This window comes from Actinopolyspora lacussalsi (assembly GCA_030803735.1).
Classification (GTDB): domain Bacteria; phylum Actinomycetota; class Actinomycetes; order Mycobacteriales; family Pseudonocardiaceae; genus Actinopolyspora; species Actinopolyspora lacussalsi.
Genome location: JAURUC010000001.1, coordinates 3,904,572 through 3,918,485, shown reverse-complemented (window position 1 = coordinate 3,918,485; position 13,914 = coordinate 3,904,572). Strand labels below are relative to the sequence as shown.

The window sequence follows — 13,914 nt, the reverse complement described above, 5'->3', positions numbered from 1 at the left end:
ACCCGGCATGACTACGCTGCTCAAAATCGCACATTCCGACTTTTAGGACGCAGGGGAAACAGCCGAACCTATCCCCTCCGGGAACGCTCGAATCCGGTTCCGCGTCGTACCGCGGGAACGATCTCACCGAAAAGAACCCGACTACGCGGCGTAACAGCAGGATTCGAGAACTCCCGTCGTCACACCCGACGCTCAATTCTGAGCAGTCGGGCGAAGAACCGTTCCGTAGGCTGCTCCGGTGTCACCGATCCGTCCGGGAGTCGCCCCGGGCCGCCACACGGCGGCCGGGCACCGCGAACGACCGGGGCCCGGCAACGGAAGGACAGCATCGCTCGGAGCCCGCGAAAGCCCCGAGGGTGGGGCCACTCCGAGATCCTCGTTTCCCCGGACGGGTCCAACCTTGTCGTCGGGATGTTGCGGGGTGGTTGTCATGTACGACGTGATCGTCGTCGGAGCCAGATGTGCGGGAGCTTCCACGGCCATGCTCTATGCGCGCTCGGGCCACAGTGTACTACTGCTGGACCGGGGTTCTTTTCCCTCGGACACCATGTCCACGAACTACATCCATCAACCCGGGGTGGAACGGCTGGGACGTTGGGGGCTGCTGGAAGAGATACGTGCCACCGACTGCCCACCGCTGGACACCGTGGTCTACGAGGTCTCCGACGTGCGCCTCGAAGGCGGAAGCAGCGGAGTGGACGGATACCGCGAGGCCTACGCCCCCAGAAGACGCGTCCTGGACAAGATCCTCGTCGACGGCGCGGTCGCGGCCGACGTGGAGCTGCGTGAGCAGTGCTCGGTGACCGGGCTGCTCCGCGACGACCAGGGCCGGGTGATCGGTGTGGCGGCCAAGCACGGGAACCGGAGCTTCACCGAACAGGCCGCACTCGTGGTGGGAGCCGACGGCATGCGCTCGACCGTGGCCCGACTCGCGGAGGCGGAGTACACGGTGCGGGATCCCAGGATGACGTGCGCCTACTACGACTACTGGGAGGACGTCCCGGCGCACTTCGAGCTGTACGAGGGTCCCGGAAAATGGGTGGGGGCCGTACCGACCAACGACAACACGACGCTGATAGCGACCTATTTCCCGCAGGAACGTTTCGACGAGATACGCAAAGACGCGGAGCGCGAGTACCTGGAAACCATCCAGAGCACGGCTCCCGCCCTGCGGGACCGGTTGGCAGGCAAGCGACGGACCGAGGGAATCCGGGGAACGGGGGACCAGCGTAACTTCTTCCGGCGAGCTCACGGCTCGGGCTGGGCACTCGTCGGGGACGCCGGTCACCACAAGGACTCGATCAGCGCCCGCGGTATCAGCGACGCGTTTCTACAGGCGGAACACCTGGTGGAGAACACCGCAGGCGTGCTGGACGCACCGGAAGAACTGGACGAGGGGCTCCAACGCTACGAACACCGCCGCGACGCGGAACTCGTGGACGGCTACAAGGCGACCCTGATAGTGGCGCAGCTGCAGGCCAAACAACAGCGGATCGAGATGCTGCGGGCGATAGGCGCCGATCCCGCGCTCACGGAACTCTACTTCGACACCGTGGCAGGTGTCCGGCCGGTGGAGGCACTTTACACCCCCGAACTGATGGCGATGCTCTGACGAACCACCCATCGGGCGCCGGACGTCGTCACCGATTTCCGACCGAACAGCGGTGAGATGTCCCGACCGGTGGGTCCAGCTCGATTCCAGTGGAAATCCCGTCGAGCTTGCGACCCTGTTTCCATGAGTGACGAGCTGCGATCGATGCCCGACGACTGGGAACGCGCCCTGATCGTCGTAGCCCATCCCGACGACGTGGAATTCGGTGCGGCGGGCGCCGTGGCCGCGTGGACAGCCGAGGGCAAACACGTCACATATCTGCTGGCCTCCCGGGGAGAAGCGGGTATCGACTCGATGTCGCCGGAGGAGTCCGCCCGGGTCAGAGAAGCGGAACAGCGTGCTGCCGCCGAGATCGTCGGAGTGGGTTCGGTGGAGTTCCTGAACCACACGGACGGAACCATCGAGTACGGAATCCCGCTGCGCAGGGACCTGGCGGACGCGATCCGGCGGCACCGGCCGGAACTCGTGGTGGGGTTCAACCACCACGACACTTTCGGCAACGGCAAATGGAACACCCCCGACCACCGCAACACGGGACGCGCTCTGCTGGACGCGGTGGGAGACGCCGGAAACCGCTGGATATTCCCCGAGCTCGCCACCGAGCCCTGGGGCGGGGTGAAGCACGTCGCGATCGCCAGCTCCCCCAACCCGACCCACGCGGTGGACATCACCGAGACACTGGACCAGGCCGTGGCCTCCCTGGAGGCCCACAGCGCCTACCTGTCCTCGTTGGGCCCCGCCATGTCCGACGTGCGCACCCCGCTGACCAATTTCGCGAAGCTCACCGGGGAACGCTTCGGTAACCGCCCCGCCATAGCGTTCGAACTACTGCCGCGCTGAAGCCCTCCGAAAGCGGGTACCGCCGGAAATCACTCCGGCGGTACCCGTTCGACCGATCAGGGGGCGGCGAACACGGAACGGTGAACCTGCCAGCGGTTCGTGCGGGTTCGTTCCTGCTCGGGCAACGCCCGCAGTGCCTCCAGTGCCGGTTCCACCGCGGCCGTCCAGGTCTCGGCGTCCACGTCCCACAGGTAGGGGCACTGTCGGGTCTCGATGTTGCGTGCCAGTTCCGCGGGGGTCATGCCGTGCTCGTAAGCCGTTCCCCGGTCCTGCGAGACGGTCAGCAACCCCACACGCTCGGCGGTTTCCCGCACTCGCTCGGGAGAATCGGTCCGCTGTTGTTCGAGCGGACGAAGCGACGAGGTGGCCTCGCTCAGTTCGTCGACCTCGCCGATCGGATGTCCGTGCAACAGCAGCACACGCCCACCGGGTGCCACCACCCTGGCAGCCTCGGACAAGGCTTCCGTAATGTCGTCCACGAGGTGGGCGACATGGGCCAGCACCACGTTGGCGAAGTCGTCGGCGGGGAACGGCAGGGCCACCGCGTCCGCCCGGGTGACCGATTCACTCCCCAACCGCTCACGGGCCTGTCGCAGCATCGGTTCCGAGATGTCGACACCGCTGATCGCGCGACCGCGCTCGCGCAGTGCCTGAGCGAGCGCACCGGTTCCCACTCCGACTTCGAGCACGCCACCGGTCGCCAGGTACGGCAACAGGTCGTCGGCGGCCAGCCGGGCACGGGACATGCCTCCCCGCTTTGACTCGTACTCCTCCGCTAACTGATCGAATCCCGAACGTCGGTTCACTGTGGTCTCCCAACCGTTGGATCTGCCTGCCGAACAGCCGTGGGGGTAACCCGGTTCCGGACACGGACCCGGTATCCACTGCCCCGGAACCGGAGGTATTCGCGGGCCCTGACTAATCGCGCCCGGAGTCGGCTCCCGCTGCCTCGGCTCCGGCAGCCTCCTCTCGCGCTGCCTTCTCGGAGCCGCCGAGCGGCACTTCCCGCAGCAGCAGCGAAGCCACCGCCGCCACGGCCACCACCCCGGAGGCGGTGAGGAAGACACCGCTCATGGCGGTGGAAACGGTCGCGGGCTCACCGGATGTCCCTATCCCGCTTCCCACGAACACACCGAGCACGGCCAGCGCCACCGGCCCGCCGAGGGCACGCCAGAACGAGATCTGGCTGGTGGCCACCCCCAGTCGCTCCGGTACGACCGAACTCTGCACGACCGTCGTCAGGACCGGGAAGATCGCACCCAGTGCGGCACCGCAACAGGCGAGGGCGATCATGGGCAGCCACGCGGCCGTGTCGGGGCCGACACGGCTCAGCGACCACAGCGCCACCATCAGCACGACGAGAACACCGGTCAGGAAGAAGCGGTAGCGCGGGATCCGGGGGAAGATCCGGCCGGAAAGCGTGCTTCCCACGATCAACGCGAGCATCATGGGGATCAACCAGTTGCCCGCCTGCGAGGCGCTCGTGCCCAGCATGCCCTGATAGAGCAGTGGTGCGTAGTAACTTCCGGCCAGCATCCCGAAATTACTCAGAAAACCCACGACGACCAGGACCGTCACCTGGTTGACGCGGAAGATCCCCAACGGGACCACCGGATTGTCGGCGACTCTGAGCTCGACGAACACGAAGCAACCGAGCGACACCAGGCCGACGGCGAACAGCAGCAGCACGGTCGGGGACACACCGGACGCGGAGTTGAGCACGGAAAGGCCGCACAACAACGGGACTATCCCGCCGATGAGCGTCAGCACGCCGGGGAAATCGATCGAGCGCCAGTCGGCGTCGGAGCTCACGTGCGGGACAGCCACCAGAGCGGCCAACGCGAGCAACCCGAACGGGATGTTGACGTAGAAGATCCAACGCCACCCCAGTGCGTCGGTGATGAAACCGCCGATCGGCGGCCCCACGACCGAACCGATGCCGAAGACGGCGCTGGCGAGTCCCTGTGCCCTGGCACGGGACTCACCCTGATGTATGTCGGCGATGACGGTGAACATCGTCACAAGCAGCATGCCGCCGAAAACACCCTGCACGGCGCGGAACACGACGAGGGCGACCATGCTTCCCGCGATTCCGCAGAGTGCGGACGAAGCGACGAAACCGGTCAACCCGACGAGCATGAACAGCTTGCGGCCGAATATGTCTCCCAGCTTGCCACCTATGGGCAGCATTACGGCCGCGGCGCCCATGAAAGCGCCACCGGGCCAGGCGTAGAGGGCCGCTCCTCCCAGATCCTCGACGATCCGGGGCAGCGCCGTGCTCACGATGGCGGAGTCCACGGAGGCCAGTAACAGCGCGAGCAACACCCCCGCCGTGGTGATCGCGCGCTTCCGCCCGTTCAGCGGCCGCGGCTCCGGCCGGGTGGCTTCCGATGTCATCTCGGTCCCTTCTCGATCGGATGAGTTACGAATCGGATCACGGGTTCGATGTCACAACCGGATCACTCCTCGAAGACCACACGGACCTCTTCCACACCGTTCACCTCGCGGACACGCTCGGCCTCCCGCTCGACGGCGCTTCGCAGCTCCGAATCGGGCGCACCCTCGAACCAGCTCGTCCTGAGCTCGCTCCGTTTCCGCCCGGCACCACGCAGTCGCCAGGTTCCGAGGATCTCCCCGCGTGCGAACACCGCCCCGGGGCTGTTGAGCGATTTCCAGAGCTCCTTGCGACGACTCTCGTCGGGCAGCAGCAACGAACGGTCCCTGGCCTGCAGGAAGGGATCGGTGGGCGGCAGCAGCCGGACCTCCTCGAAGGGCGGGGCCGACCGCAACTCCTCGGTACCGCTGTCGTCGAGCCATGCCGCGCTTCCCGCCACCCTGACCTCGGTCAAGCCTTCCGGCCATACCCGACGGATCCGATCCGCACGTGTCCCGAAGAAATCCGCCACCGTTTCCGGAGTGGCCGGCCCGTGCAACCGGAGGTAGGCACGAATCAGCTCATCGGTCCCACGTGCTTCTCCGGGGATCGAGCCCGCTTCGCTGTCGGGCAACAGCACTGTCCCGCTCGCCCGCGGATCGAGCAGTATCCCCGCCGCCAACGCGGCGTTCTGGAACAGGGAACCGTAGACGTGCGTCGCACCGCAGGTACGGCAGTCGTACTTGAGTGCGTCCGGGACACGCCGGGAGACACCGGCGCTGGCGTCTCCCTTCGTCATGGGTTCCGTGACGGTGTCGCGCATCGCTGCTGCGACGAGACGAAACGCTTCGGTCCCGGACACCCCCGCCTTGCGGACGGCTCGGCCGGAGCTGCCGAGCCTGGTCTCCGCGTCACCGTCGTCGAGCGGCCAGAGCGCGGTCGCCAGACCGGGCAGCTCGGCACGGCCGTGCAGATGAGGAGCCCCCCGTACGGACCACGTCCGCACGGTTCGGCCCCCGTCGAACACATCGTCCGAGGTGAACGTACCGGAACAGCGCGCGGCCAACGCCAACACGGCGGCTCCCGACTGGTTGTCCTGCACACCCAGCCGGAACACCCGAAGGGATTCCGGCTCGGTTCCGGTACGCGCCAGTTCCTGGGCTGCCGCACGGTAGGCGAGAACACGGTCGCGGCCGACGTCGATCACCATGACTGGACACTCCTCGCATGACGATTACGAATGGTGGTCATGCGAAGGCTTTCAGCAACTCCTCGGTTCGACGAACCCGGCCGATCATCGGGAACAGACTCTCGGTGGTGTGCCGATGCGTGGTGGGATCGAAACCGGTCATGGCGTCCTCGACGAAGATCTGCTCGTAACCGAGGTCGAAGGCGCTGCGTGCCGCGGATTCGACCCCCAGGTTGGTGATCATCCCCCCGAGCAGGATCGTCTCGACGCGTTTGCGACGCAGCATCATGTCCAGCTCCGTGCCGTGGAAGGCGTCCCAGCCGAACTTGGTCACCACGGCGTCACCGGAGCCGCACAGCTCCGGGACGACCTCGTTCCAGTCGCTGGGCAGCTCGGCGGGCGCGGCTCCGGTCGTGTCGGTGATCGGCGCGGGGGCGAGTGAACCGTCGGGAGCGTGGTCGACTCGGACCAGGACGACGAAACCACCGTTGTCCCGCAACGTCTTGGCCAGTCGAGCCGAATTGGCGACGACGTCCTCGGGGTGGTGCGGGGCGCCACCACTCCCCACGACGCCGTTCATGAGATCGATGAGCAACAGCACTGTACGCGAGGGAACGAACGAACTTGTCGCTGTCGAGGAATTGACCGCCACGGCTTCGTATTCCTTTCGTGCCGATGAAAACGTCCGCCGAGCACACGGCGAGCGAGTCAACTGTCGGTCATCCCGCTGGATGCCCACTGGTACGAGTCTTGACCGGTATTCCGTACTTGTTTGGCTGCGCGGCGAAGTCGTCTAGAGTCCGGCCCGGAGCGCTCCGCGAATTCCACCACGAACGGTTCACCGCCAGAGGCCAGCTTTCCGAATCGAGGACTGATCGTGCGAGAAGAAGAGAGTTTCTGCCTGCCGGACCTCCTCCGACGACGTGCCGATCACCACCCGGATTGGGTGGCGCTGAACGTGAACGATACAACGGAAATCACCTACGGTGAATGGGAGCTCCGCACCAACGCGGTGGCTCGTGGCCTGACAGCGCTCGGGGTCGGGCACGGCGACAGAATCGGTTTGCACTTCAGTGGCCAGGAGTGGATCGACTACGCGGTGGCTTATCTCGCGGTGCACAAGTGCGGGGCGACCGCGTTCCACCTCAACGACGGAATCTCGGCGGGGGAGATCGACCGCAGGATAGAACAGTGCGGAGCGGTGGGGCTGCTGCACGCCACGGACATTTCGCCGGTGCGAGGATTCACCGGATGGTCACGAAAAGTAACCGATGTGGCCGATACGGACGACTCCCACTACGAGCACGAAATCTCCGCAACAGATTTATCGGACATTCTGTACACCACCGGAACCACGGGAACGCCGAAAGCCATAGCGGTGCCGCACGGCAACACCACACACGGGAGGGGCCCGGAGGGATTCGCCCAGTTCCGGGATCCGAAACCGCTGGTGGTCCCGATGACGCTCGGGACAAACGCGAGCGCCACCACCCTGCACATCGCATTGGCCTCGCCGACCAAGCTCGTGTTGTGCCCGCCGGGAGACACGGAACGATTCGGACAACTCGCGGAGAAATTCCGCGCGAACTCGTTGATGATCAACCCGGAGATAGCGACCCGGATAGTTCGGGAGGGCACGGCCAGGCGTTACGATCTTTCCGAAGTGGCAACACTCGCCTCGGGCGCGGCACCGTTGTCGGCGGCCATCGCCCGAGAACTGCTGGAGGATTTCCCGGGGGCCACCATCACGACCACCTTCACAGCCGCGGAGGCGGTTCCCGCCGCGATAGTGGGAACCTACGATCCGGAGAACCCGTTCTCACTGGGAGCTCCGGCCACCGGAACCGAGGTGCGTATCGCGGACGAGAACGGCGACACGGTTCCGGACGGGGAGTTGGGTGAAATCAGGATTCGCTGCCGCGCTCCGCAACGGCGCTATCTGGACAACACAACCGCCAACGAACGAACCTACGTGGACGGCTGGATCAGGACCGGCGACCTGGCCAGCATACAACAGGACGGGCGTATAAAGTTCTTCGACAGGGCCAGCGAAGCGATACACACGGCTTCGGGTCTGGTATCCAGTGTGGAGCTGGAGGCAGCGGTGTACGCCTACGAATCGGTCGAGGACGCTTCGGTGGTTTCCGTACCCTTCGGAAACGAGGAAGTCGTGGGTGTGGGGGTCGTTCTCGGGCCGAACGGCAGCGTGCCGGAGTTGAGATCCCGATTGCGGGAACAACTCTCCGACCACGAACCTCCCGCTGTCCTGGAGCGGTTCGAGAAGCTGCCACGCAGCCAGAACGGCAAGGTAATCAAACACTCGCTGCGGGAGCGACTCGCCGCGGCGTTGCGAACCGGTGAAGGAGGTCCGATGTCCACTCGGATCGAAAGCAAGTTCAGCGTCGATTCCTGGGACGAGCAACCTCTCCAGGAATGGGAGGGCGCCACCCTAACCCGAACCCGCATGACGAAGACGTTCACCGGTGAGCTGGAAGGCACCAGTGAAGTTCTGGCGACGATGCTGAAAACTCCGGTTGAGAACTCGATGTCCTACGTTGCCTACGAGTACATCAAGGGCACCATGGCGGGCCGCAGCGGCAGTTTCGTGGTACGCCATTCGACCATCATGACCCCGGAGAGCCGTTCCGGGAGCTGGACGATCGTTCCGAACACCGGAACCGGCGAACTCACCGGGATAACCGGATCGGCCGAGATCGTGGAGGGTTCCGACGGAACCGTCTTCCAGCTGGACTGCGAATTCGGCGAATAACCGGCGAAACCAGCACATCACCGACGAGAGCGGAACAGAAACGGAGACAACGACCTTGACCGAACAAGTGAGCCTGCGAGCCGTCACCTTGGACTGCCCCGACCCCAAGGCACTCGGGGAGTTCTACCAGAAGCTGACCGGCTGGGAGATGGTCTACAGCGACGACGACTTCGTCGGCCTGGCCACCGAGGGCGGCCTGTGGATCGGGTTCCAGCGGGTGGCGGACTACCGCGCTCCGGAATGGCCGAGCCAAAGCGTGCCACAGCAGTTCCACCTGGACTTCGGCGTCGCGGACCTGGACGAGGCGGAGAGCCGGATCCTGGCGATGGGCGCGGAGAAGGCCAAGGAGCAGCCGAACGAGGAACGCTGGCGTGTATTCACCGATCCAGCGGGTCACCCGTTCTGCACGAGCGCCATGTGAGCTCGTCCCGTAACCACGGGCGGCGCCGGAACGCACCGCAGGGTGCGCCTTCCGGCGCCGCCCGCTTCTTTTCACCCGAGCGCGCGATCCGCGTGTGACGGGCGGTCGCCTCACACGTTCAAGCGATCCCCAGTGCGGAACGCACGGTGGTCATGACCTCGGGAACCGCACCTTTCAAGTAGAAGTGGTCCCCTTCGAACAGCCGTTCGTGGAACGTTCCGGTGGTGCGACTCCCCCAGGCGCTCAGCTCGTCGGGGTCCACCTCCGGGTCGGATGTCCCGCCCATCGCGGTGATCGGCACATCCAGGGACTCCCCCGGAAGTGGGATGTAGTACTCATTGAGCTCCAGGTCCGCACGCAGGCAGGGCAGGAACAACCGCATGAGTTCCCTGTCCCGCAGGATCTCGGCCGGAGTGCCGTTCAGCTCTCCCATCGCCTCCAGCAGCACCTCGTCGGAGAGTTCGGAGAACAGCCTGCGTCTGCTCGGCAACCCAGGGGCCCTGCGGCCGGAGACCAGCAGGCAGCGTGGTCGCGGATGGTCTCTTCGGGCCAGCGCGCGGGCGGTCTCGTAAGCGACCACGGCTCCCATGCTGTGCCCGAAGAAGGCATACGGCGTGTCCAGCCGATCGGGCAGGACCTCCGCCAGCGCTTCGACGAGATCGACCACGCGGCGATAGGCGGGTTCGTGTATCCGGGATTCCCTCCCCGGCAACACCAGCGGGAGCACGTCGATTCCCCGGGAGGCCAGTTCGGCACGCCACGGCCGGAACAGTGCGCTACCGCCCCCGGCGTGCGGAAAGCAGAACAGCCTTATTCGACATTCATCCGAGGACAGCGGCGAACCCGCGAACCAGCGGGCCGCGGGGTCCGACCGGGATCCTCGCTCGCCCCGGGGCGCCCTGAAGTTCCGGGTCGTCATGGAGTCCCGGGGCTCCTCGTCTCCGATCCGGGCTTCCGGTACGGGCATGTTCTCACTCCTTTGTTCGAGGGCCATGCGGGAAGCCCCGCGTAAGGCTCACCGGTTTCCCGATCGGGAGTCGGAGGCCACGAACGCCCGTCGCGCCGTGCCAAGCACCGCGTGCTCCCCGGCACGGAACCGGTCCCGAAGCCACCGTTCACCGGGGCCGGCCCCTCCCGAGCCGAGGCCGCGGGCGGGCTCCGGTGCCTTGGTCACTGCTTCATCCCCGGGCGGGCCCACAGCTCTCCGAGGAAGGGGCGGGGCGGATGTCTCGCCACCTGTTGTCGATGTCGGTCAGACACTCCTCCCTCGCGGCGGGTTCCCCCACCGCGTCCCACCCCGACGGCGGATCGGAGTCGGCGGGCCAGATCGAGTACTGACCACACTGATTGCGCACCACGCGATAACGAATCCGTGCCTCGAACAAGGCATCTCCTCTCGAACGAGAAAGGCGTGCCGGGTTCTCCCCGGTCACCAGCGGTCGTGTCAGTCTCCGGAACAGCGGCCCCGAGATCACCGAACGGGAACGCGGGGCGCGGCGAGTAGGGCTCAGCCACTCCGGAGAGCGTGCTCCGGGCCGGCCAGCAGCAGACTGCTGTTCATACCTCCGAAACCGAAGGAATTGGAGAGAACGTAGTCGAGCCGCGCCGGTTCGGCGGTGCCACCCACGAAACGCAACTTCTCATGGAGCGGGTCGGTCAGGTTCGCGTTCGGATGAACGAATCCGCCCCGCATCTGCAGCAACACGGCGATCGCCTCGATCACCCCGGAAGCGCCGAGGCAGTGCCCCGTCCAGCCCTTGGTGGCGTTTATCCAGGGCCGGGTGACATCGCTGCCGAGCACGTTCTCGATCGCCCTCGCTTCCGTCTCGTCTCCCAGCCGTGAAGCGGTACCGTGCGTGTTGACGCAGTCCACCGCGCTGGGTTCCACTCCGGCCTGCCGTATCGCACGGATCATCACTCGCGTCTCGCCGTTCTCGTCCGGATCGGAGAGCTGGTTACCGTCCAGACCCACCGCGTGACCGGCGAGCAGACCGTACACGGCAGGGGCTCGCGTTCTCGCCCGATCAGCCCGTTCCAGCACCAGACACCCCACTCCCTGCCCGGGAACGAACCCCTCACGCTGCCGGTCGAACGGACGACACCGCAGTTCGGGGCGGTCGTTGCCCTCGGTCCCCGCCATCGCACCGAGATTGAACAGCCCCTGTAGCTCCATCTCGGACAGATCGGCCATAGCACCCACCACCAGACAGCGGCGAACCGTGCCGGAATCCACCAACCGGGCACCGTGCACCAGCGCCAGGTTCCCGCTCGCCGAGGCACCACCCAGCGTGTACCCCTCCGCGGTGATTCCCAACAACGCGCTCAACACGCCGACGTGATCGGTGTCCATCATGTGCAGCGCGTACCTGGCGGGCAGATGAGCGGGGTCGTTGAGGTAACGCGGTCTGCACTCCTCCGTGTAACGGCTGGCGAGGTTCTGTCCACCCACCACGAGCGCGGTATCCTCGCCCGTCCCGGTCTCCTCGGCCAGTCCGGCGTCCTGCCAAGCCTGGAGGGCCGCCACCACGGCGGCACGTATCGGTAGCGGCGCCCTGGCCGCGAGACGCCGCGCACGAGTGCGCAACAGCTCGGAGACACCCAACCGGTCAACGGCGTCGGCCAGGGAGAAGTCCCGTAACGGCGCGGCGAGGCCGGGCGTGCGGCGTACCGAGCCCCCGCTGATCTCGTCGTCCTCCGGAGACCTGACCCGGACACCGCTGTGGCCCTCGTACAGGGCTGTGGCGAACTCCGCCACGTCACCGGCGACGGGGCAGAGCAGGCCGGCACCGGTGACGGCCACTCCGGGGTTCCGTTCCGCCGGCGCGTTCACGAGTTCACCCGTAACAGTTCCACCAGCGAAGCGACATCGCCCACCTCCCGGAACTCGGCTATCGGAACGGAGATTCCCAGCTCTTCCATGGTCGTGGTGACGACATCCGCTCGATCGACACTGTTGCATCCCAGATCGGTCAGACTCGCCTCGGAGACGACCTCGGACTGCTCTATCTCGGGGACCACGAGATTGACGTTGCGTCGGACGGTTTCCAGTATCGTCTGCGAATCAAGCATCGTTCTCCTCCGGGGACGGGTTCGGTCGTTCGACGGGTCGGGTGGTGGCCCGGAGGGGATCTCCCGGCTCGGGCGCACCGCCCCGCGGTATCACCCGATCCACTCGTACTGCCGGTGATAGCCCTTCGTGCCGGTGTTGACCAGCAACGGGAGTTCCGGGAGCGGCGAACCGAGAAAACCCGTCCAGTGGTCGACGTCCACGCTTCTGTCCTCGGTGGGTTCCAGGCACCAGCGATTGTGCTGCCACAGCTGTTCGTACGCCTCGAAGGAGAGTTCCACCCGCTCAGCCAGCCGTTGACCGAGCCGTGTGTCGCCCACCGCCTCCTTGGAATCGGCCGTGACCACCCCGCTGTAGAACTCCGAGGAACAGCCGGATCCGTAGGTGTAGAGCCCGACCCTGCGAGGTTCGGTCACCGCGGCGTTGTCCAGCAGGCTGGCCAGTGCCAGATAGACCGAGCCGGAGCAGAGATTGCCCACTTCGGCCGGATAGACGAGCGAAGGAGCGGCACGTCGCTCGAAGTCCTCGGCGATCCCGCCGGAATCGGAGTCACCGCGCTCCCGCATCATTTTGCGATGCGCCGCCCTGACTATGCCCGAGAAAGGGGTGTGCATGGCCAGGTAGTCGAACGTGTCCACGAAGTCGGCGCCGCGCACCCTCGACGCGTACTCCCCGAAACTACCGGTCAGGCAATCGAGATAGGCGAAGAGCGAACGGTCTATGTCGGCGATGTCGTAACGGGGTGAGGGCCGGGCGGAATCGAGGGTCTCGTAACTGTAGGTGCCGAATGCGCCGGGGTCCACCGCGAGCACACGCGGTTCCTCCCCCACGAGCAGCGCCACGGCCCCGTGACCGGTGGCGGGTTCGGCGTATCCGGCTCGCTCGTCCACCAGCGCCACATCGGTGGCGATGATCAACGCCTTGGCGTTCGGGGAGACTCCGGAAGCAACGTAGCTCACTGCCAGTTGGAAAGCGGCCGTCGCCGCGTAGCACGCCTGTTTGACCTCCAACAGCCTGCAGTGATTGGAAAGTTCGAGCTGGTCGTGCACATAGCTGGAGATCGATTTGCTGTAGTCGACGCCGGATTCGCTGGAGGTGACGAGCAGTTCGATCGAGGCGCGTTCCTCCTCGCTCAACGCGTTCAACAACGGTGTGGCGGCGTTGACGGCGTTGGTCACCGGATCCTCGAAGGGCAGGGCGACGGAGCGACGCCGCATCGCCAGGTTTTCGAGACGTTCCCGGTCGAGTCCCCGCCCGTCGAACAGGGTGGGAACGGGGATCTGGGCGAGTCCCGCGTAGACGTTCAGGGCAGCTATGCCGTAGCGGCCGGTGGGTTGTGCGGTTGCCAAGTGTCTCACCTCGTACGCGATGTGTGCAGGAATCGCACGAGAGATTGCAGATCCGGCACGTTCTCGAACGATTTCAGGGGTTCGCGCACGCCGAACCCGTCCTTGAGGGCCAACACGATCTCGACACGATCGACGGAATCAGCCCCGAGCTGTTCGAGATGACGATCTGCGGTCATCTCGGACTCGGTGACTCCGGGAAGAATCTCACCGATGACGCGTCGAACCTCGGCCCACTCCTCGTGGTCCGGTGTTCCGGATTGTTCTCCGGCGTCGGCTGTTGATTTCGGCATGG

General features: G+C 65.8%; 14 protein-coding genes. 4 read left to right on the top strand and 10 right to left on the bottom strand.

The window, feature by feature from the left end; all coding sequences use genetic code 11:
- The first annotated feature begins 430 nt into the window (after positions 1-430).
- Together J2S53_RS17475 and J2S53_RS17470 are read left to right on the top strand one after the other, a co-directional pair.
- The gene (locus J2S53_RS17475; protein WP_456241870.1) at positions 431-1,612 is read left to right on the top strand and encodes an NAD(P)/FAD-dependent oxidoreductase; all 1,182 of its coding nucleotides are present in this window, start codon (positions 431-433) and stop codon (positions 1,610-1,612) included.
- Between the two features lie 123 nt (positions 1,613-1,735).
- Positions 1,736-2,452: a PIG-L deacetylase family protein gene (locus J2S53_RS17470; protein ID WP_456241869.1), complete on the top strand. Its 717-nt coding sequence runs from the start codon at positions 1,736-1,738 to the stop codon at positions 2,450-2,452.
- A gap of 56 nt (positions 2,453-2,508) precedes the next feature.
- Here the strand turns inward: J2S53_RS17470 and J2S53_RS17465 are convergent, their stop codons facing one another.
- The 4 genes from J2S53_RS17465 to J2S53_RS17450 all read right to left on the bottom strand — a co-directional run bounded on the left by J2S53_RS17465 (position 2,509) and on the right by J2S53_RS17450 (position 6,616).
- The gene (locus J2S53_RS17465; RefSeq protein WP_456241868.1) at positions 2,509-3,198 is read right to left on the bottom strand and encodes a class I SAM-dependent methyltransferase; all 690 of its coding nucleotides are present in this window, start codon (positions 3,196-3,198) and stop codon (positions 2,509-2,511) included.
- 172 nt (positions 3,199-3,370) lie between these two features.
- Positions 3,371-4,849: an MFS transporter gene (locus tag J2S53_RS17460; RefSeq protein WP_456241867.1), complete on the bottom strand. Its 1,479-nt coding sequence runs from the start codon at positions 4,847-4,849 to the stop codon at positions 3,371-3,373.
- A gap of 62 nt (positions 4,850-4,911) precedes the next feature.
- A complete protein-coding gene (locus tag J2S53_RS17455) occupies positions 4,912-6,036 on the bottom strand; it encodes a winged helix DNA-binding domain-containing protein (protein WP_456241866.1) in 1,125 nt (374 codons plus the stop codon).
- A gap of 37 nt (positions 6,037-6,073) precedes the next feature.
- A complete protein-coding gene (locus J2S53_RS17450) occupies positions 6,074-6,616 on the bottom strand; it encodes an isochorismatase family protein (RefSeq protein WP_456241865.1) in 543 nt (180 codons plus the stop codon).
- 276 nt (positions 6,617-6,892) lie between these two features.
- Here J2S53_RS17450 and J2S53_RS17445 point away from each other — a divergent pair, with 276 nt between their 5' ends.
- Entirely contained in the window at positions 6,893-8,785 is a 1,893-nt protein-coding gene (locus J2S53_RS17445) for an AMP-binding protein (RefSeq protein ID WP_456241864.1), read from the top strand.
- A gap of 55 nt (positions 8,786-8,840) precedes the next feature.
- Positions 8,841-9,206, top strand: coding sequence for a VOC family protein (locus J2S53_RS17440; RefSeq protein WP_456241863.1), 366 nt, complete (start codon positions 8,841-8,843; stop codon positions 9,204-9,206).
- A gap of 118 nt (positions 9,207-9,324) precedes the next feature.
- On the opposite strand, the gene J2S53_RS17435 is transcribed toward J2S53_RS17440, so the two are convergent.
- The 6 genes from J2S53_RS17435 to J2S53_RS17410 all read right to left on the bottom strand — a co-directional run bounded on the left by J2S53_RS17435 (position 9,325) and on the right by J2S53_RS17410 (position 13,912).
- Positions 9,325-10,173 carry a thioesterase II family protein gene (locus tag J2S53_RS17435; protein WP_456241862.1) on the bottom strand — a complete coding sequence of 283 codons (849 nt, stop codon included), beginning with the start codon at positions 10,171-10,173 and terminating at the stop codon, positions 9,325-9,327.
- A 211-nt stretch (positions 10,174-10,384) separates the two neighbouring features.
- Positions 10,385-10,591 (bottom strand): MbtH family NRPS accessory protein, encoded by a 207-nt coding sequence (locus J2S53_RS17430; protein WP_456241861.1) that lies wholly within the window; start codon positions 10,589-10,591, stop codon positions 10,385-10,387.
- Positions 10,592-10,713: 122 nt separating this feature from the next.
- Positions 10,714-12,036: a beta-ketoacyl synthase N-terminal-like domain-containing protein gene (locus J2S53_RS17425; protein WP_456241860.1), complete on the bottom strand. Its 1,323-nt coding sequence runs from the start codon at positions 12,034-12,036 to the stop codon at positions 10,714-10,716.
- Complete coding sequence (locus J2S53_RS17420) at positions 12,033-12,275, bottom strand: phosphopantetheine-binding protein (RefSeq protein ID WP_456241859.1); 243 nt, start codon at positions 12,273-12,275, stop codon at positions 12,033-12,035. The genes J2S53_RS17425 and J2S53_RS17420 overlap by 4 nt, the downstream gene beginning before the upstream one ends.
- 90 nt (positions 12,276-12,365) lie before the next feature.
- Complete coding sequence (locus J2S53_RS17415; RefSeq protein ID WP_456241858.1) at positions 12,366-13,622, bottom strand: hydroxymethylglutaryl-CoA synthase family protein; 1,257 nt, start codon at positions 13,620-13,622, stop codon at positions 12,366-12,368.
- A gap of 5 nt (positions 13,623-13,627) precedes the next feature.
- Positions 13,628-13,912: an acyl carrier protein gene (locus tag J2S53_RS17410; protein ID WP_456241857.1), complete on the bottom strand. Its 285-nt coding sequence runs from the start codon at positions 13,910-13,912 to the stop codon at positions 13,628-13,630.
- Positions 13,913-13,914: the final 2 nt, after the last annotated feature.